At 66.1% G+C, this 18615-nt stretch carries 15 protein-coding genes; 11 read left to right on the top strand and 4 right to left on the bottom strand.

Going from position 1 to position 18615, the window contains the following annotated elements; translation table 11 throughout:
* Window positions 1-18: 18 nt before the first annotated feature.
* A complete protein-coding gene (gene rnd, locus WQQ_RS03740; RefSeq protein ID WP_007183725.1) occupies window positions 19-1104 on the bottom strand; it encodes a ribonuclease D in 1086 nt (361 codons plus the stop codon).
* Between the two features lie 106 nt (window positions 1105-1210).
* On the opposite strand from rnd, the gene WQQ_RS03735 reads away from it, so the two are divergent.
* The 3 genes from WQQ_RS03735 to WQQ_RS03725 all read left to right on the top strand — a co-directional run bounded on the left by WQQ_RS03735 (window position 1211) and on the right by WQQ_RS03725 (window position 4032).
* Complete coding sequence (locus WQQ_RS03735) at window positions 1211-1792, top strand: hypothetical protein (protein WP_007183724.1); 582 nt, start codon at window positions 1211-1213, stop codon at window positions 1790-1792.
* Entirely contained in the window at window positions 1792-3132 is a 1341-nt protein-coding gene (gene mpl, locus WQQ_RS03730) for a UDP-N-acetylmuramate:L-alanyl-gamma-D-glutamyl-meso-diaminopimelate ligase (protein ID WP_007183723.1), read from the top strand. Before WQQ_RS03735 ends, mpl begins: the two co-directional genes overlap by 1 nt.
* A gap of 75 nt (window positions 3133-3207) precedes the next feature.
* Window positions 3208-4032: an aspartyl/asparaginyl beta-hydroxylase domain-containing protein gene (locus WQQ_RS03725; protein WP_007183722.1), complete on the top strand. Its 825-nt coding sequence runs from the start codon at window positions 3208-3210 to the stop codon at window positions 4030-4032.
* 37 nt (window positions 4033-4069) lie between these two features.
* Here WQQ_RS03725 and WQQ_RS03720 read toward each other — a convergent pair whose 3' ends face one another.
* The gene (locus WQQ_RS03720) at window positions 4070-4363 is read right to left on the bottom strand and encodes a hypothetical protein (protein ID WP_007183721.1); all 294 of its coding nucleotides are present in this window, start codon (window positions 4361-4363) and stop codon (window positions 4070-4072) included.
* Between the two features lie 217 nt (window positions 4364-4580).
* Between WQQ_RS03720 and pmbA the strand changes: the two genes are divergently transcribed.
* Both pmbA and WQQ_RS03710 read left to right on the top strand, forming a co-directional pair.
* Window positions 4581-5936 carry a metalloprotease PmbA gene (gene pmbA, locus WQQ_RS03715; protein WP_007183720.1) on the top strand — a complete coding sequence of 452 codons (1356 nt, stop codon included), beginning with the start codon at window positions 4581-4583 and terminating at the stop codon, window positions 5934-5936.
* A 172-nt stretch (window positions 5937-6108) separates the two neighbouring features.
* Window positions 6109-7083 (top strand): MerR family transcriptional regulator, encoded by a 975-nt coding sequence (locus WQQ_RS03710; protein WP_007183719.1) that lies wholly within the window; start codon window positions 6109-6111, stop codon window positions 7081-7083.
* Window positions 7084-7126: 43 nt separating this feature from the next.
* On the opposite strand, the gene WQQ_RS03705 is transcribed toward WQQ_RS03710, so the two are convergent.
* Complete coding sequence (locus WQQ_RS03705) at window positions 7127-7927, bottom strand: ATP-binding cassette domain-containing protein (RefSeq protein WP_007183717.1); 801 nt, start codon at window positions 7925-7927, stop codon at window positions 7127-7129.
* A 32-nt stretch (window positions 7928-7959) separates the two neighbouring features.
* Between WQQ_RS03705 and WQQ_RS03700 the strand changes: the two genes are divergently transcribed.
* From WQQ_RS03700 to WQQ_RS03685, 4 genes are all read left to right on the top strand, one after another.
* Complete coding sequence (locus tag WQQ_RS03700; RefSeq protein WP_237715006.1) at window positions 7960-8817, top strand: TetR/AcrR family transcriptional regulator; 858 nt, start codon at window positions 7960-7962, stop codon at window positions 8815-8817.
* Window positions 8795-10201 (top strand): TolC family outer membrane protein, encoded by a 1407-nt coding sequence (locus tag WQQ_RS03695; RefSeq protein WP_007183715.1) that lies wholly within the window; start codon window positions 8795-8797, stop codon window positions 10199-10201. Before WQQ_RS03700 ends, WQQ_RS03695 begins: the two co-directional genes overlap by 23 nt.
* Window positions 10202-10255: 54 nt before the next feature.
* A complete protein-coding gene (locus WQQ_RS03690; RefSeq protein WP_007183714.1) occupies window positions 10256-11425 on the top strand; it encodes an efflux RND transporter periplasmic adaptor subunit in 1170 nt (389 codons plus the stop codon).
* An 87-nt stretch (window positions 11426-11512) separates the two neighbouring features.
* On the top strand, window positions 11513-14608 hold the full coding sequence (locus tag WQQ_RS03685; RefSeq protein WP_007183713.1) for an efflux RND transporter permease subunit: 3096 nt from the start codon (window positions 11513-11515) through the stop codon (window positions 14606-14608).
* A gap of 72 nt (window positions 14609-14680) precedes the next feature.
* Here WQQ_RS03685 and WQQ_RS03680 read toward each other — a convergent pair whose 3' ends face one another.
* Window positions 14681-15496 carry an ABC transporter permease gene (locus WQQ_RS03680; protein ID WP_007183712.1) on the bottom strand — a complete coding sequence of 272 codons (816 nt, stop codon included), beginning with the start codon at window positions 15494-15496 and terminating at the stop codon, window positions 14681-14683.
* Between the two features lie 94 nt (window positions 15497-15590).
* Here WQQ_RS03680 and WQQ_RS03675 point away from each other — a divergent pair, with 94 nt between their 5' ends.
* Together WQQ_RS03675 and WQQ_RS03670 are read left to right on the top strand one after the other, a co-directional pair.
* Entirely contained in the window at window positions 15591-16739 is a 1149-nt protein-coding gene (locus WQQ_RS03675) for a CaiB/BaiF CoA transferase family protein (protein WP_007183711.1), read from the top strand.
* Between the two features lie 488 nt (window positions 16740-17227).
* The gene (locus WQQ_RS03670; RefSeq protein ID WP_040452961.1) at window positions 17228-18592 is read left to right on the top strand and encodes a sigma-54-dependent transcriptional regulator; all 1365 of its coding nucleotides are present in this window, start codon (window positions 17228-17230) and stop codon (window positions 18590-18592) included.
* The last annotated feature ends 23 nt before the right edge of the window (window positions 18593-18615 follow it).

Genomic DNA, 18615 nt, shown 5'->3' with positions numbered 1-18615 from the left:
CGCGCGCCGGAACCGAAGCTAGGGCAACAGTTTCAGCAGCGCCTCGCCGGCGATCCGGCGGCGCCAGCCTTCGAGCAGCGGAACCCGCGCCGACGCCCCCTGCAGGGCGACGGCCTCGATATCCGCGCGCGGCGCCAGCAGCGAAGGCGGAATGCCGAGTTCGGTGGCAATCTCGCGATTGCGGTTGGCGAGCTTCTGGATCAGCGACTTCTGTGCGTCGCTGAGCAGCCCGTCGAGGGCGAGCGCGGGCACCGTCGAGCCGCGCGATTCGGCGACCACCTGCAGCAGTGCGTTGCCGTGGCGCTCGAGGGTCTTCGGCGGCAGCACCTGCAGCGCCGTGAGCTGCGCGAGCGAGTCGGGCTGGCGCTCGGCGAGCTTGTAGAGCGCATCGTCGGCGAGTATCCATTTGCGCGGGCGGTTGCGCGCCTCGGCGATCTTCTCGCGCCAGGCGGCGAGCGCGGCGGCGACATGCTGCCCCGGCGCGGGCAGCCGGCCGATGCCCTTGAGGCGGTCCCAGGCGTCTTCCGGACGCACGCGGTAGCGCTCGGGCCTGGCGAGGCGAGCGCAATCCTCTTCGAGCCATTCGAGGCGGCCGCGCCGGGCCAGCTCCTCACGCAGCGGCGGGTACATTTCGCCCAGATGGCGTACGTCGTCTTCGGCGTAGGCGAGTTCGGCCCCGCTGAGCGGGCGACGCGACCAGTTGGTACGCGAAAGCGATTTGTCGATTTTCAGCCCCAGCCGCTTCTCGACCAACCCGGCGTATCCGAGCTGGTCGCCGATCCCGAGCAGGCTCGCGGCGAGCTGCGTATCGAACAGCGGGGTCGGGGCGCTGCCGCTCAGGTGCACGAAGATTTCGAGATCCTGGCTTGCCGCATGAAACACCTTGATGCTGTCCGCGCGCAGCAGCAGCGCGAGCAGCGGCTTGAGATCGGACAGCTTGATCGCATCGAAAGCGACCTGGCGCCGCGGGTCGCCGACCTGCACGAGGCAGAGCTGCGGCCAGTAGGTTTCCTCGCGCACGAACTCGGTGTCGACCGCGAGCCAGGGGCTGGAGGCGAAAAAGGCCAGGGCCTCGGCGTAGGCGGCAGGCGTGTCGATCAGCATGAGTTGCGGGGGCGCTCCGGGTAAGGGGACCGATGTCCCAGGACGGGAGCGCTTAGAATAGCGGCTCTGCCCTTTTCGCTTGTCCTCCCATCGCATGCTGACTCAAGTGGCCCGTGCCACCCTGCGCATCCTGCTGTTTCGCGCTGGCCCGCAGGATTTTCCGTTCGATCCCGGCCTGAGCCGGGTACTGGTTCCGGTGGCCGTGCTGGTCAACTTCCTGCTCGCCTCGATCACGCTGCCGCCGGCGCTGGCGGTGGTGGCCGCCGTCGTCACGGTGTTCGCGCTTTCGTTCTCCACGCGCACGATGCTGCGCCTGCGCCAAGTCGAGAACCGCTACGACCAGACCTTCCATGCCCTGCTGGCGACCAGCTCGGTGATATCCTCGCTGGTGATCCTGCCGACCGCCAAGCTCAAGCCGCAGATCCTGCAGATCGCGCAGAATCCCGAATTGGTAAACAACCCGGAAACGATGCTGCCGCCGGGGCTGGCGCTGTCGCTGCTGTTGCTGCTGACCTGGAGCTTCATGGTCACCGCTTCCATCTACCGCCAGGCGGCCGGCTTCCGGATGCCGCTCGCGGTGCTGGTGGCCTTGTTGATTTCGATCAGCCTGCAGGTCTTCGTGAGTCTGGCCACTTCGACGATCGGCAGCGTGTTCGGCCTGCTGCCCGCTTCCCTCGGGACGCCCTGATGCACCTGCACATCCTCGGCATCTGCGGAACCTTCATGGCCGGCATCGCCGCCATCGCGCGCGAGGCCGGGCACCGCGTGACCGGCTCGGACGCCAATGCCTGGCCGCCGATGTCGACGCAGCTCGAAGCGCTCGGCATCGAGCTGCAGCGCGGCTATTCGCCCGAGCACCTGCAGCCGGCGCCCGATATCGTCGTCGTCGGCAATGTCGTTACGCGCGGCAATCCGGCGATGGAGTACGTGCTCGACGCCGGCCTGCCCTACGTGTCCGGTCCCCAGTGGCTCGCCGAGAACGTGCTGGCCGGTCGCCACGTGCTCGCGGTCGCGGGCACGCACGGCAAGACCACCACGAGCTCGCTGCTGGCCTATCTGCTCGAAGCCGCCGGACTGAAGCCCGGTTTCCTGGTCGGTGGCGTGCCGCTCAATTTTGGCCTCTCCGCGCGCCTCGGCGAAGGAAACTGCTTCGTCATCGAGGCCGATGAATACGACACCGCCTTCTTCGACAAGCGCAGCAAGTTCGTGCACTACCGGCCGCGCACCGCAGTTCTCAATAACCTCGAATACGACCACGCGGACATCTTTCCGGACCTCGCGGCGATCGAGCGTCAGTTCCACCACCTCGTACGCACGGTGCCGGGCAGCGGACGGCTCGTCGTCAACGGCCGCGACGCGGCGCTCGAGCGCGTGCTCGCAATGGGCTGCTGGAGCGAGGTCGTGCGCTTCGACGACGAAGCCGGCTGGCGCGCCGAGCCTCGCGGGCAGGGCTTCGAGCTGTTCGTAAACGGGGAATCGAAAGGCATCGTCGATACGCCGCTGGCCGGTGCGCACAATCGCTCGAACACGCTCGCCGCATTCGCCGCGGCCGCGCACGTCGGTGCACCGATCGACACGCTGATCGCGGCGCTGCCGGGATTCCAAAGCGTGCGTCGTCGGCTCGAGCTGCGCGGCGAAGCGCGTGGCGTGCAGGTCTACGACGACTTCGCCCATCACCCGACCGCGATCGCGGTGACGCTCGCGGCGCTGCGCGAGCAGCCCGGCGGGCGCATCCTCGCGGTGCTCGAACCGCGTTCGAACACCATGCGCCTCGGCAGCCATGCCGACGAGCTCGCGCACAGTCTCGACGGCGCCGACGTCGCTTTCGTCTATGCGCGTCCCGATCTGAAGTGGGATGCGCAGTCCGCACTCGCGGCCGCGCGCGTGCCGGTGTCGACGCATGCGGATTTCGACGCACTGGTCGCGGCCATCACGGCCGAGGCGCGTGCGGGCGATCGCGTGCTGGTCATGAGCAACGGCGATTTCGGCGGCATTCACGGCAGGCTGCTGGCCGCCCTGGCCGCGTGAACATTCAGAAGCAATTCATGGCCGCGCCGACACAGTCGCGCGCCTTCGCCCATCATCGATCGGGGCTGCCGAAACATGGATGACGCTCGACCGTCGGTCCCGTTGCACATCTCGCCCGAGCAGGCTCAAAAACTCGGGCGCGCGCATACTTTGGTGCCGGCGCGCGGCCCCCTCTCGAAGCTGCTGCGACGCAGCGAACAGGCGCTCGAAGCCGCGGTCGCCAAGGTCTCCAGGCTCGACGATCGCCCGGTGTACGACACCGCCGATTTTCCGTGGGCGGCCGAAGTGGAGCGCTACTGGCCCGAGATTCGCGCCGAGCTCGATCAGGTGATGGTGCAGCGCCAGCAGCTGCCGGACTTCCACCAGATACTCGATGAAGTGCGCACGATCACGCAGGACGATCAGTGGAAGACGTTCTGGCTGCTCGGCGCCGGCATGGATTGCCGCGAGAACGCGAGCCGTTGCCCGCGGACGATGCAGGCGCTGTCGCACATTCCGGGCGTGATGAATGCGTTCTTCAGCATCCTGGCACCCGGCAAGCACATTCCGCCGCATCGCGGGGCCTACAACGGTATCCTGCGCTATCACCTCGGGCTCATCGTGCCCGAGCCCCGCTGGATGGCGGGCATCCGCATTGCCGACCAGATCTGCCACTGGAGCGAGGGTGCGAGCCTGATCTTCGACGACAGCTTCAATCACGAAGCCTGGAATCACACCGAAGGTTGGCGCGTGGTGCTGTTCGTCGATTTCGCGCGTCCGCTGCATCAGCCGTTTCACTGGCTCAATCGCGCATCGCTGGTCGGCGCCGGCCTGTTGCCGTTGATGCGCCGCGCTGCGGCCAAGCAGCGCAAGTGGCAGCTCGGTTTCTACGAGCAGACGAGCAAAAAGAAAGGCGCCTGAGGCGCCTTTCTTTTCAAAACCGTTCAAAACGGGGCGATCAGTTCTTCTGATCGCGGCGAAGCTCCTGGCGGTCGTCGCGAATCTCGCGGCGGGGGTCTTCCCGCGCATCGCGCGCGTCCTGCCGGAGCTCCTGGCGATCGCGGCGATTTTCCTGACGCTGGTCGGCCGAGTTGCGCGCGATGTCTTCGCGACGCTCGCGTGCATCCGCGCGCGCGTCCTGGCGGTCCGCGCGCTGTTCGGCGCGCGAGTAGTCGTTGTCCGCGTGGGCGCGGCTGGCGGTACCGGCCAGCAGCATTGCACCCAGGGCGATCAAGATGAGGGGTTTTTTCATGCGGGTTCTCCTGTCCATGGACTTGGTTTGATGCCGTGCCTGCAACGAGTCCGGTTCATCCGAAAAGCATCGCATCGCATACGTCGTCCGATCCGTGGCGACTGCGTCCAGTGTGCGAGTCACGGCTGGCCTCGGCCTGAATCCGGCCAGATCGCTTGGGGGGCGCTGGAGTGGCTGCTAAGCTCCGGCCCCGTGCTTTTTTTGGAACCGCGCTCCCATGTCGCCTGCTTTGACTTCCGCCGATGGTTTGCCGCTTGCCGTCGATCTCGAACCGCTCATGCAGCGTGTCCTCGATGCAGCCAAGGCTGCGGGCGCGACGCAGGCCGAAGCAGGGCTCTCGCACTCGCGGGGATTCTCGGTCAGCGTGCGCAAATCGGAAGTCGAGAGCCTCGAGTTCCAGCGTGATCGCGACCTGTCGCTGACGGTGTATTTCGGCAAGCGCAAGGGCAGCGCCTCGACCGGCGATTTGTCCGATTCGGGTATCCGCCAAGCGGTCGAGGCGGCCGTCGCGATCGCGCAGGTCACCGAAGAGGATCCCTGCTCGGGACTCGCCGATCCGCATCGGCTCGCGACCGTCTTCCCCGACCTGCAGCTCGATCATTACTGGGACCTGCAGCCTGCGCACGCGGTGGAGCTCGCGCGTGCCTGCGAGGCTGCTGCAATGGCGGTCGATGCGCGCATCACCCAGACCGAAGGTGCGGGTCTGTCGACGCAGCGCGGCGTTTCGCTGTACGCCAACAGCCACGGTTTCGTCGGCCGTCGCAGCGGAACGCAGCATTCGATCTCGTGCGCGGTCATCGCCACCGACGCCAACGGCAACATGCAACGCGATTACTGGTACGACGGCGGGCGCGATGCGCGCCTGCTCGATACGCCCGAGGCGATCGGCCGCCGTGCGGGCGAGCGCACGGTCGCGCGCCTGGGTGCGCGGCGCCTGTCGACGCGCAACGCAGCGGTGCTGTTCGTCCCGCAGATGGCCCGCAGCCTCTTCGGCCACTTCGTCGGCGCGATCTCGGGTGGCTCGCTGTACCGGCGTGCGAGTTTTCTGCTCGACCACCTCGACAAGCCGGTGTTCGCTTCGCAGATCACCCTCGAACAGAAGCCTTTCCTGCTCGGCGCTTCGTCGAGCTCTGCATTCGATCACGAAGGCGTTGCGACGAGCGACCGCACGCTGGTCGAGAATGGCGTGCTGCGAGGCTGGCTGCTCGGCAGCTACTCCGCACGCAAACTGGGTCTTCAAACCACCGGCAATGCGGGCGGCGTGTTCAACCTGCTCGTGAGCCACGGCTCGCACGACTATGCCTCGCTGTTGCGTGAAATGGGCGAGGGTCTGGTCGTCACCGAGCTCATGGGGCAGGGCGTCAATGGCGTGACGGGGGATTACTCACGCGGCGCCGCCGGCTTCTGGGTCGAGAACGGCGAAATTCAATATCCGGTCGAGAACGCGACGATCGCGGGCAACCTGCTCGATTTGTATGGGCGTATCCGTGAAGTCGGCAGAGACGTCGATACGCGCTCGAACATCCGCTGCGGCTCGGTGCTCATCGACGGCATGATGATCGCGGGCGACTGAGCCCATCTCACGGCACGGCTGCGGCTCGGCCGTACGACGCGGGGGCATGCATCCATTGCGGCTTCGCTGAGCCTGCTTGGGTCCGGCGGGTTCGCCAGGAGTTGGCCGGTTTTGGTCGGGATTCAGCTTTGCGTTCCTAGACTGGGCTTCAACTTTAGGCAGCAGTCCGTCTATGAACATGCCGAGAAAAAGCCTGGAGAAGCCGCATTCCACCGAGGCTCCGCGTTGCCCGATCAACGTCGCGGCCCGCCGGGCCGGCCTCACCGCACATGTGATTCGGGCTTGGGAACGTCGCTACGAGGCGATCGTGCCGGAGCGTACCGCCAAGGGTCGGCGGTTGTATTCCGAGTGGGAAATCCAGCGCCTGGTGCTGCTGCGTCAGGCGGTGGATCTGGGTCATCGCATCAGCGAAATCGCCGACCTGCCGCTAGAGGATCTGCGCGCGCTCGTGGGACAGGATGCCGTTCCAGGTGTCGAGGCCTCGCCGCGTATACCGATGACCACGAACCGGCTCATCGAGCTGGCGATGGACATGGTGCGGGGGCTCGACGGCCCGGGTCTGTCGCAGTCCCTGTTGCAGGCTACGCGTACGCTCACCGGAACGGCCTTGTTCGACGACTTCGTCGCGCCGCTCTCCGACGAACTCTTGCGTCGGCGTCGCCAGGGGGAGTTGCGATTGGCGCACGAGCAGTTCGCGATGGCCTATCTGCGCCGCTTCGTCGGCGATCTGCTGAGCACCAAGAGTGTCCACTCGATCGGCGCCACCGTGTTGGTCTGCGCGCCGGTGAGTTCGCTGCACGAGATCGGCGCTTTGGCGTCGGCGGTGACGGCCAATCGCGGAGGCTGGCAGGTGGTTTATCTCGGTGTGGGGCTGCCGGCCGATGAAATCGCCTTCGTCGCCGAACGACGCCACGCACGGGCCGTGATCGTGAGTCTCTCCGGCAATGGTGACGATGACCGCGTGGAGTCCGAGCTGTCCAGCTTGCGTAACCGCCTGGACACCGAGCTCCCGGTGATCGTGGTCGGCCGCGACGCGGAACGTCATCGCAGTACCCTGCAGTCGATCGGAGCGCGCTCGGCCATCACGCAGACGGAACTCACAGCCGAACTCGAGCACCTCGCCCATCCCGCGGCGGACGTGGGCTAGTTTCTAGCCGAAGGTCGCCAACGCCGCCGCCTCGGCGGACCGACTAGGCGCCCGGTGCGCGGCGAACGAGTTTTTCGACCAGATCGGCCGGCAGCACGTCCGGCACGGCGGCGCGGCGACTGCGGTTGAGCTGGATGTCGTAGGTCAGTCGCGAGCCATAGATCGTGGGCTGGCGCGGATCGAAGCTCGGCTTGTCGAGGGCAAGCAGGCGGGTTCCTAGCGCGAACCCCTCGCTCAAGTCGCGCGTGGTCATCAGCACGGTGATGCCGGTGCGTTTCCACAAGTCGAGCAGCATCGCGTGCAAGTCCTTGCGCGCTCCCACGTCGAAGCGATGAAACGGGTCGTCGAGCAGCAGAATCTGCGGCTGAACGATGAGCGACTGCGCGATCGCCAGCCTTTGCAACGAAACAGGCGACAGCTGGGCCGGCATCTTGTGCATGAGCGCACGCAGTCCGGTGAGGTCGACCATGGCCTCGACTTTTTCGTGTTGGCGCTCGCGACTTGCCCCGAACAGGCGCCCGAACCAGCGCGAGCGCTGCAGTTCCAGGCCCAGCAACAGGTTGTCGCGCAGGTTCAGGTGGGGATAGAGCGCATCGGGTGTATCGGCCGGGTAGACCAGCCCGCGTTTGACCGGGCTGCTTTCGAGCGCAACTCCGTCGAGCAGAATGCGCCCGCGGCTGGCCGGAATCCGGCCCAGCAAGAGCCGCAACAGGCTCGACTTGCCGCAGCCCTGCGCGCCGACCACGACGCAGAATTCGCCGCGCCCGATGCGCAAGGAGAGCTTTTCGAGCACGACGCTGTCGCCGTATTCGAGCCAGACATTGCGAAAGTCGATGAAGGACACGCTCGTGCGAGTTCCGGCGGCGGAAAGCCGCAGTGTGGGCAAGTCGTCACCGACCTGCCAAGCCGATCACCTCGCCAGGCTCGAACTTCAGGCTGAAATTTGATTTACGATTCAAATTTGAATTAAGTTCACCGAAAGAATACGAACAACTATTGGCAGGGATGGGGACCAGGGAGCGCCGACAGCGTGATTTCGAACAGCGCGAACAGCTGTTCATCGACGCTGCGCGCGAGCTGATCCGCGAGGATGGCCTGCTCAACCTGCAGATGGCGAGGGTCGCCGAGCGCTGCGAGTACGCCGTCGGGACGCTCTACCAGCACTTTGAATCGAAAGAAGATCTGGTGCTGGAGCTGGCCAACATCGAAATCAGCTCGCATGCCGACATGGTGCGCCGGGCGGTGGCCTGGAACGGCAATTCGCGCGAGCGCATCTTCGCCATGACGGTAGCGGACATGATCTTCATGGCCAGCAAACCCGAGCATTTCGGCCTGATCCAGTACGCGCTTTGCGAGGTGGTCTGGCGCGCGGCCTCGGCGGCTCGCCGCCAGCGAATGCTCGAAGCCCAGACTCCACTCGTGGAGCTGACGGTCCGCGTGGTGGCCGGGGCGGCCGCGGGCGGCGAGCTGAACCTGCGCGGACAGACCCCGGCGGAGGTCGCGGCGGCGATCTGGGCCCAGACGATCGGCATGCACAATATGGCGCACGCCGACGGCGCGATGGATGTTTTCGCCGTCGACAACCCGTATCGCCTGATGTGCCGTCACATCCAGGCCTTATTGAACGGACTCGAATGGAAACCCTATGTGGACCCGGCGGACGGGCAGGCGCTGGATGCGCTCATCGATCGAATTCGCAACGAGGTATTTCATGACTGCTGCGCCCCGGCTTGATGCCTCGCGCTGGCTGCTGGCTGCCTGCCTGGGCGGCTGGACCGCCTGTGCCCCCGCCATGTCGCTGACCGAGGCCCTGATGGCGGCCGACGGGCACGACCCGACGCGGGCCGTCTTCGAGGCCCAGTTCGCGGCCGATCGCGAGGCCGGCATCATCGAGCGCGCCTCGATCCGCCCGCAGGTCAATCTGCAGGGCGCGGCGAACTACGCGCACACCGAATCCAAGAGCACGGCTTTCAGCAACCTGGGCTCCGGCAGCGGCGATGCGGGCGGGGGCAGCGAAGAACAGCAGGCTTCCAGCGGCGTGTTCAAGGACAGCTATCCGGCCTGGTCGGCGAGCGCCAGCCTGCGCCAGCCGCTGTTCCGGCTCGACTGGTTCGATATCGGCGACCGCGCCAAGGCACTCGAATCGCAGGCCGATCTCGCGCGCCGCAGCGCCCGGCTCGATCTGCAGCTGCGCGTGGCCCAGCGCTATTTCAACGTGCTGATCGCCCAGGACGAGCTCGCCCAGGCCGAGGCCGAGGCGCGCGCCATCGGGCAGTCGCTCGACAACACCCGCCAGCGCTACGAGGTGGAGCTGGCTCCGGGTACCGACCTCAAGGAGGCGCAGGCCCGCCACGATCTGGCCCAGGCCGACCTCGTGAGCGCTCGGCGCAATCTGCAGAACGCACGCGACGAACTCGACGAAACCACCGGTGACGGCGACGCGAGCCTGCCGGCCCTGCCGCCCGAGGTGAGCTTTCCGCCCCTGCTGCCGGCGCACGTCGACGAATGGGTGGGCGCCGCGCGCGCCAACAGCCCGCGCATCGCGCTGGCCGAGCAGAGTGCGATCGTCGCCCGCACGCGCTACCAGAGCGCGCGGGCCTCGGCGTATCCGACGCTCGATCTGGTCGGCAGCGTCGGCCGCGACGACACCAGCGATTTCGCCTTCGGCCAGCGCACCGACGATGCGCGCGTCGGCGTCGAGCTCAACATTCCGCTCTACGCCGGTGGCGCGACGCTGGCCGGCCTGCGCCAGGCCGGCGCGCAGCGCGACGTCGCCGAGGCCGACCTCGTGCGCATCCAGCGCGAGACCGAGCGCAGCACGCGCCAGCAGTACCGCACGGTCGAAACCGCGTACATCGAGGTCAACGCCTACCAGCGCTCGCTCGCCTCCGCCGAGACCGCGGAGATCGCCACGCGCAACGGCTACGATGCCGGCACGCGCACGATCACCGACGTGCTCGATGCGCAGAGCCGCGTGGTGCAGTCGCGCCGCGACCTCAACACCGCGCGCTACAACCTGTTGCTCGGCCTGCTGCAGCTCAAGCAGATCGTGGGTCGGCTGACGGTGGCCGATTTCTCCGAAATCGATCGCCTGCTCGCGCAGCCGGCGACGCCCTGAGCGGCGCTTCCAAAGACGCCCTGAAATACGCAGCAAACGAAGGAAAGCTGAGAAATGACCAAGCGTTTGATCATCGTCATCGTGGGCTGCGGCGTCGTGTTCGGCGCCATCTTCGGCATGAAGTGGTTCGGCAACAAAATGATGAACGACTTCGTCGATGCCATGCCGATCCCGCCGGCCACCATCGGCGCCGGCAAGGTGCAGACCATGACCTGGGACAATCGTCTCGAAGCGGTCGGCAGCTTTGTTCCGGTCAACGGAACCGACGTCACCACCGAAGCGGGCGGCATCGTCACCGCGATCCATTTCGAATCGGGCCAGAAGGTCAAGAAAGGCACGCCGCTGCTCACGCTCGATTCGGCGCGCGAGCGCGGCGAGTACGAGCGCCTGAAAGCGCAGGCCGAGCTTTCGGAGCTCAATCGCGTGCGCCGTGAAAAGCTGTTCAAGCTCGAAGCGATCTCCAAGTCCGACTACGACGCCGCCGCCACCGAAGCCAATGCGGCCAGGGCGGCGGTGCAGTCGCAGGCCGGCGTGCTCGCGCAGAAGGAGATTCGCGCGCCGTTCGATGGACTGCTGGGTATTCGCCGCGTCAACGTCGGCCAGTACCTGAGCGCCGGAACCGCCATCGTCACACTGCAGTCGCTCGATCCGATCGACCTCGATTTCACGCTGCCCGAGCAGTACGTCGGCCAGGCCCAGCCGGGCTTCAAGGTGACCGTCAACGTCGATTCGTACGCGGACCAGAGCTTCACCGGCGAGGTGCTCGCAGTGGAGCCGCGCATCGATTCGGCGACGCGCAACTTCGGCCTGCGCGCGCGCCTTCCGAACCCCGATCTGAAACTGCGCGCCGGCCAGTTCGGCCGCGTGACGCTGACGCTGCCTGGCAACCGCTCGCTGTTGGTTCTGCCACGCACTGCGGTCAGCTACGACTCCTACGGCACTTCGGTGTTCGTGGTGCTGAAGAAGAAAGAAGATCCGAACGCGCCCAAGCCGAAGGAAATGCCGGGCGCGCCGGCCGGTCCGACGACCGACCTCATCGTCGAGCAGCGCTTCATCAAGGTCGGCGAAGCGCGTGGCGATTTCGTCGCGGTGGTCGACGGCATCAAGGAGGGCGAGCAGGTGGCGACTTCGGGCCTGCTCAAGCTGCGCAACGGCCAGCCCGTGATCATCAACAACGAAGGGGCACCGCAGCCCAGGCTCGATCCCAAGCCGGCCGAAGGCTGACCACGGCTCGGAATCGCCGATGGGATTCCAGCCCGGACACGGCTTGTTCTTTTGCGACTCGATAGCGCAGCCCCGATAGGTATTCGAATGCATTTCACCGACATCTTCATCAAGCGTCCCGTGCTCGCCACGGTGGTCAGCCTGGTGATCCTGCTGCTGGGCCTGCGCGCCGCGTTCAATCTCACCGTGCGCGAATATCCGTTTCTGCAGAACGCGCAGATCCAGGTTTCGGTGGCCTATCCGGGTGCCGATCCGGCGCTGGTCGAAGGCTTCGTCACCACGCCGCTGGAGCGCGAGATCGCCTCGGCGTCGGGCATCGACTATCTGACCTCGAGCACGCAGCAAAGCTTGGCGACGATCACCGCCAACCTGCGCCTCGACAAGAATCCCAACGAGGCGATGACCGAGATTTCGGCCAAGGTCAACAAGCTGCGCAACCAGCTGCCCCAAGGCTCGGAAGACCCGATCATCCAGATCGCCGAAGGCGGTGGAACGGCGGCGATGTACCTGTCGTTCTACTCGGAGACGCTCGACAAAAGTCAGATCACCGACTACATCGAACGCATCGTGCAGCCGCAGCTGGTGTCGATCCCGGGCATCGAGACGGCGTCGATCCAGGGCCAGCGCATCTTCGCAATGCGCGTCTGGCTCAAGGCGGACCGGCTCACCGCGTACAACCTCACCGCCAGCGAGGTCTACGCGCGGCTGCGTGCGCAGAACGTGCTGTCGGCGGTCGGCGAGACCAAGGGCAATTACGTGAAGATCGGCCTGTCCGCACAGACCGATCTGCGCACGCCCGAAGAGTTCCGCCAGATGATCGTCAAGGCCGACGGCGACACCGTCGTGCGCCTGGGCGATGTCGCCGACGTGGTGCTCGGATCGGAGACCTATGAAGGCGGGGCGGGCTGGAACGGATCGCCCGCGCTGTTCGTGGCGATCAACATCCGGCCCGATGCCAACGTGCTCGACGTCGCCGATGCGGTCAACAAGATGTGGCCCGGCATCGTCGGCGCATTGCCGAAGGGCCTCGAAGCGGTGATCGGCTACGACTCCACCGACTACATCCGCGATGCCATCAGCGAGGTGATCAAGACGCTCGTCGAAGCGGTGGTCATCGTGATCGTGGTGATCTTCCTGTTCCTCGGTTCGATGCGGAACTCCCTGATTCCCGCAGTGACGGTGCCGCTATCGCTGGTCGGTGCGCTGTTCATCATGTTGATCATGGGGTTCACCATCAACCTGCTCACCCTGCTCGCGATGGTGCTCGCGATCGGCATGGTGGTCGACGACGCCATCATCGTGATGGAGAACGTGCATCGCCATATCGAAGAAGGTCTGGCTCCGTTCGATGCGGCGATCAAGGGCGGACGCGAACTGCTCGGCCCGGTGATCGCGATGACGATCACGCTGATCGCGGTTTACGCGCCGATCGGATTCCTGAGCGGCATCACCGGCAAGCTGTTCTCCGAGTTCGCGTTCACGCTCGCGGGTGCGGTGCTGATCTCGGGCGTCATCGCGCTCACGCTGACGCCGATGATGTGCGCCAAGCTGCTCAAGCCCACGCACGGCGAGGGGGCGCGGTCGAACCGGCTTGCCGCTTATCTCGATGCCAAGTTCGAGAGCTGGCGCCAAGCCTACAAGGCGCGCCTGCACGGGGCGCTCGATACCAAGTTCGTGATCCTGGTCTTCGGCACCATCGTGTTCATTTCGTGTTACTTCCTGTTCAGGGCCACGCCATCCGAACTCGCACCCGAAGAAGATCCGGGCTTCGCGATGGCCATCGTCGAGAACGACGGTTACGCAACCGAGGAATATCAGGAGCAGTATTTCAAGCCGGTGCAGAAGATCGCGCTCGCTCATCCGGAGGTGGACCGCATTTTCACGTTCTCGATGACCACCAGTCAGGGTTTCATGGGCCTGGTCACCAAGCCGTGGACCGAGCGCACGGTATCGACGCAGTCGGTGCTGCAGGAGCTCGGACCTCAGTTCAACCAGATCGCCGGCACGCGAGTCGCCACCATCGTGCCGCCTCCGCTGCCGACGCCGGGCCAGGGTTACCCGGTCGAATTCGTGCTCAAGTCCACCGCCGATCCGATGACGCTCGCGCGCGTCGGCGACGAGGTGATCGGACGCGCGATGGCCGCCAAGAAATTTTTCTACGTGGCGCCGATGCTGCGTATCGACCGGCCCGAGGCCGTCGTCGAGATCGATCGTGAAAAAGCCGCGTTGATGGGCGTGGACATGAGCCAGCTCAGCAGCGATCTGTCCGCGCTGCTCGCGGGCGGCGAGGTCAACCGCTTCTCCTACCAGAACCGCTCATACAAGGTGATCCAGCAGATTCAGCGCGGCAACCGCCTGAACCCGGATCAGCTCGAAGGCTATTACACGCGTGCGGCCACTGGCGAGCTGGTGCCGATCTCCACGCTCGTGAGGATCAGCGATCGCATCCAGCCGCGTTCGATCGAGCATGCGCAGCAGCTCAACTCGAACACCATCGTCGCGGTGCCGCGGCCGGACATCACGCAGGGCGAGGCGCTGGCGCTGCTCGAAAGCATCGCCAAGGAGGTGATGCCGGCGAACTTCCAGATCGACTACGCGGGTGGCTCGCGCCAGTTCAAGCAGGAGGGCTCGGCGCTGCTCGCGGTGTTCGGATTCGCAGTGATCATGATCTACCTCGTGCTCGCCGCGCAGTTCGAGTCGTTCCGCGATCCGCTGATCATGCTGGTGACGGTGCCGATGTCGATCTGCGGTGCGCTGGTCTGCATCAACGTGCTCGCGCTGACCAACGGCATGCAGATTTCGCACTTCCCGGGCATGACGCTGAACATCTACACGCAGGTCGGCCTGATCACGCTGATCGGCGTGATCTCCAAGCACGGCATCCTGATCGTGGAATTCGCCAACAAGCTGCAGGAGCAGGGCTATTCGCGTCGCGAGGCGATCGAAGAGGCATCGTCGATCCGCCTGCGTCCGGTGCTGATGACCACGGCCGCGCTGGTGATCGCGATGGTGCCGCTGCTGACGGCCAGCGGCCCCGGTGCCGCGGCGCGCTTCTCGATGGGCCTGGTGATCGCCTCGGGCATGACGATCGGCACGCTGTTCACGCTCTACGTGGTGCCGGCGATGTACCTGTACCTCGCGCGCGATCACGCCAAGCTGCAGCCGGTCGCAAGGGCGACCTGAGGTTCCAGACGACGGCCGGGTGACGTTGCGGGGTGGCGGCGTGGGACTTCAGGCGTGATCGACGTGCAGCGATCACGCCGCCGCCCTGGCTCCGTGGGTGAACCACGGAAACAGCCGCGACGGCGCGATTCGCAGCAGGCCATCGCCCGCGTAGACGAGCAGGGCGATCCACAGCAGATACGGCAGGATCAGCGCCATCGCGGCCTCGGCGCGCAGTGCGAACAGCCGCTGCCCGAGCCCGGGCGATTCCGACAGTGCTTCGCCGGCGATCAGCAGCAGCCACGCAACACCCAGATGTATCCGCAGCGCGACCAGCAGTCGCGGCAGCATCTGCGGCAGGATCACGCGCGTCACCAGGGTCCAGCCGTTGGCCCCGAGTGTGAATGCGCGGTCGATCTGCTCGCGGCCCAGCGCGCGGGTCTGCTGCTGGATCTCGCGAGCGATCAGCGGCGTCAGCCCGAGCACCAGCAGCGGTAGCTGCGGGTTCGATGCCGGGTGCCAGATCAGCAGCACCGGCAGCAGGGCGAGCGCCGGAATCGTCGAGAACGCCGTCAGCGCCGGCGACAGGCTCGCGGCGAACAGCGGCTGCGCGCCGCAGGCGATGCCGATCACGAGCCCGATCAGCGCGCTGATGACCAGCGCGGGAACCAGGCTGCCGAGGCTGGCGGCGGTGTCGTGCCAGAGCCGGTAACGACCTTCGCCGTCGGCGGTGAACGCCGCATCGGCCATTGCCGACAGCATCTGCGAAAAGCCCGGCATGCGACGGTCGAGCGGATCCAGCGCGATACGGTGTTCGGCGACAGCGAAGTACAGCGCGATGAGCGCCAGCAGCAACAGCCAGGACAGCCCCGATCCAAGGCGCGCATCGCGGCGCGGGACGAGCCTCATGCGTGGCTCCTTGCGGATGTCGCTGGGATGGGCCGGGTGGTCTTCATCGGATCGTCGCAGTGTACCCTTCGAAAAAACGGGCGAGGAGAGCGTGGTGAGCAACACTTCAGGACATTCGCGGGGCAATCCCTTGCTCGCCGGCGTGCGCGTCGTCGACGTGTCGAGGCTGTTGCCCGGCCCCTACTGCTCGCTGATGCTGGCCCAGCTCGGAGCCGAGGTCATCAAGGTCGAGGAACCGCAGGGTGGCGACTACGCGCGCTCGCTCGATGCGGACATGTTCGAGCTCGTCAACCGGGGCAAGCGCTCGATCGCGCTGGACCTGCGCAAGGCCGAGGACGTCGATGCCTTCGCGCGCCTGGTTTCGACGGCCGACGTGGTGCTCGAGTCGTTTCGTCCGGGCGTGATGGACCGGCTCGGCTGCGGCTACGCCACGCTCAAGGCGATCAACCCGCGGCTCGTCTACGCGGCGCTCACGGGCTATGGACAGGACGGGCCTTATCGCGATCGCGCCGGGCACGACATCAACTATCTCGGCTACGCCGGTGTGCTCGACCAGATCGGCGAAGCCGGCGCCGCACCGTCGCTTTCGAATGTGCAGATCGCCGATCTGGCCGGTGGCGCGCTGCATTGCGCGGTCGGCATTCTCGCGGCACTGATCGGCGCGCGAGCCTCTGGGCAGGGCACTTTCGTCGACGCTTCGATGCTCGACGGTTCGCTCGCGCTCAACGTCTTTGCGATGAGCGCGCTGCGCCGCGGAGCCGTGGCTCCGCGAGGAGAGGACACGCTGACCGGGGCCGAGCCCTGGTATCGCGTCTACGCCTGCGCGGATGAAGGCCATGTCGCGCTCGGCGCGCTGGAGCCCAAGTTTCGCGCCACCTTCTGCGCGGCCGTGCAGCGGCCCGATCTGGCCGCGCTGCGCGGAGCGGCTTTGCGCGAGGCGCTGGCGCAGCTGTTCGCATCGCGTACGCGCGCACAGTGGCGCAGTCAGCTCGAAGGCATCGACGCCTGCGCCTCGGTGGTGCTCGCGCTCGACGAAGTCCTTGCCGATCCGCAGGTGCAGGCACGCAAGCTCATCGAAGAAGTAGGAGGCAAGCCCGCGGTCGGCAGCGGCTTGCGCTTCGGTCCCGATCCCTTGCCCTCGCTCGGCGCGGCGCCCGCACTCGGCGAAGCCACTGCGGAGCTGCTCGCCTCACTGCCGGACACGCTGCCGAAACGCGAGGCGAAAAGATCGGGCGCGGAATGATTCCGCAGGGCAGCACGGCGGAAGCCAATCAGTCCGCAGCAAAAGCGCAGCCAAAAAATAAGGGGCGGAATGAATCCGCCCCCCAGGGGGATGGTCACGCACGGGTCAGAACGTAACCAGGGGAGAGTCCGTGCGGGACGCAATCCATGCAGCGTGCCAGCGCCGGTCATGCAGCTAAGTGATTGTTGAAACTCGCATGTTCGGAAACAGGACACGCCGGAAAACCATGCACCTCGCCGGGTTGCGAAAACACCGGCCGCAAAATGCACGTCGTTCGTCGAACGGATGGCATGGACTTGTGACAGCCGCGGTACAGGCGAATCGTGCAGAATGCTGGGAATGGCGATTCCCGCGCTGCAAGGCGGCAGGCGATCTCCAACACGGATGGAACGACGAGGCGGAGGGACCGCCCACCGCAAGGAAAGCGGGGATGACCTACAAAGCGCCGCGCTCTCCCGCGGCCCAACCCGAGAGAGAGAATCAGGGCAATGAGTGCAGAGTCCGCAGGGGCCAATGTTCTGCTGGTGGACGACGATGGATCGATCCTTCGCCTGTTCCGCCGCTGTCTGGAGGCCGATGGACACCGTGTGAGCACCGCGCGTTCGGCCGCCGAAGCCGAGGCCGCGCTGGGCCGCAACGTGTTCGACGTCTGCGTACTCGACCTCGACATCGGCGGTGATTCGGGCCTGGAGCTGCTGCCCCGGCTGCGCGAATGGGCACCGTGGATGCGCGTGATCATGGCCACCGCCACCGATGATGTCGGCACCGCGCTGTCGGCGATCCGCATCGGCGCGGCCGATTATCTCGTCAAGCCCTGCGATCCGAGCCAGCTTTCGCATGCGGTGGCGCAGCAGGTCGAAGCGCGCCGTCTCGAACAGCGCGTGCTCGCGCTCGAAGGCGAGCGTGGGCGGCGCAACGAAATCGACTTGAGCACCTCCAATCCTTCGCTGTCGGCCACGCTCGACATGGCGCGCCGCGTCGCCGACACCGATGCGACCCTGCTCGTGCTCGGCGAAAGCGGCACCGGCAAGACCGTGCTCGCGCGCGCCGTGCACGAGATGAGCCCGCGTCGCAATGCGGCTTTCGCCACGGTGAGCTGCCCTTCGCTGTCGGCCGACCTGCTCGCGAGCGAACTCTTCGGGCACGTGCGTGGCGCGTTCACGGGCGCCACCGACAATCGCCAGGGACGCGTGCAGATCGCCGAGGGCGGCACCTTGTTCCTCGACGAGATCGGTGATCTGCCGATGGCGATGCAGCCCAAGCTGCTGCGTTTCCTGCAGGATCGCGAATACGAGCGGGTGGGTGATCCGAATACGCGGACGGCCAACGTGCGTGTCATCGCGGCGACCAACCAGGATCTCAAGCGCATGGTCGCCGAGGGCAAGTTCCGCGAAGATCTCTACTACCGGCTCAACGTCGTAAGCCTGACCTTGCCGGCCCTGCGCGAACGTCGCGAAGACGTGCTCACGCTCGCCGAACAGATCCTGCTTCAGCTCGCGGTTCGCTACGACCGTCCGGCCCGTCGCTTCACCAAGGAAGCGGCTTCGCTGCTGTCGCTGCATCCCTGGCCCGGCAATCTGCGCGAGTTGCGCAATGCCGTCGAGCGCGCGGTCATCATCTGCGAATCGGATGCGATCACGCCCGAGCATCTGCCGTTCGGCCGCGCCGCTCCATCTCCCGGACAGGCGCTGCGCGCAGGTGACCCGGTGTCCCTCGAAGAGCTCGAGCGCGCGCATATCGAGGCCATCGTCGCCGGCACCACTTCGCTCGAAGCGGCCGCCAAGCTGCTCAAGATCGACAGCTCCACGCTGTACCGCAAGCGCAAGGCCTTCGACGGCGTGACCGTGATCTGAGCTTGAGACGCTTCAATGAAAAG

Source organism: Hydrocarboniphaga effusa AP103, from assembly GCF_000271305.1.
GTDB lineage: Bacteria > Pseudomonadota > Gammaproteobacteria > Nevskiales > Nevskiaceae > Hydrocarboniphaga > Hydrocarboniphaga effusa.
This window is presented reverse-complemented; position numbering and strand designations above follow the sequence as displayed.

Bases quoted from the DNA above. Each gene is read 5' to 3' on its own strand.
- WQQ_RS03710 (WP_007183719.1), top strand. From the start codon at position 6,109: ATGAACATGCCGAGAAAAAGCCTGGAGAAGCCGCATTCCACCGAGGCT.
- WQQ_RS03685 (WP_007183713.1), top strand. From the start codon at position 11,513: ATGCATTTCACCGACATCTTCATCAAGCGTCCCGTGCTCGCCACGGTG.
- pmbA (WP_007183720.1), top strand. From the start codon at position 4,581: ATGTCGCCTGCTTTGACTTCCGCCGATGGTTTGCCGCTTGCCGTCGAT.
- mpl (WP_007183723.1), top strand. From the start codon at position 1,792: ATGCACCTGCACATCCTCGGCATCTGCGGAACCTTCATGGCCGGCATC.
- WQQ_RS03720 (WP_007183721.1), bottom strand. From the start codon at position 4,363: ATGAAAAAACCCCTCATCTTGATCGCCCTGGGTGCAATGCTGCTGGCC.
- WQQ_RS03690 (WP_007183714.1), top strand. From the start codon at position 10,256: ATGACCAAGCGTTTGATCATCGTCATCGTGGGCTGCGGCGTCGTGTTC.
- WQQ_RS03725 (WP_007183722.1), top strand. From the start codon at position 3,208: ATGGATGACGCTCGACCGTCGGTCCCGTTGCACATCTCGCCCGAGCAG.
- rnd (WP_007183725.1), bottom strand. From the start codon at position 1,104: ATGCTGATCGACACGCCTGCCGCCTACGCCGAGGCCCTGGCCTTTTTC.
- WQQ_RS03680 (WP_007183712.1), bottom strand. From the start codon at position 15,496: ATGAGGCTCGTCCCGCGCCGCGATGCGCGCCTTGGATCGGGGCTGTCC.
- WQQ_RS03670 (WP_040452961.1), top strand. From the start codon at position 17,228: ATGAGTGCAGAGTCCGCAGGGGCCAATGTTCTGCTGGTGGACGACGAT.
- WQQ_RS03695 (WP_007183715.1), top strand. From the start codon at position 8,795: ATGACTGCTGCGCCCCGGCTTGATGCCTCGCGCTGGCTGCTGGCTGCC.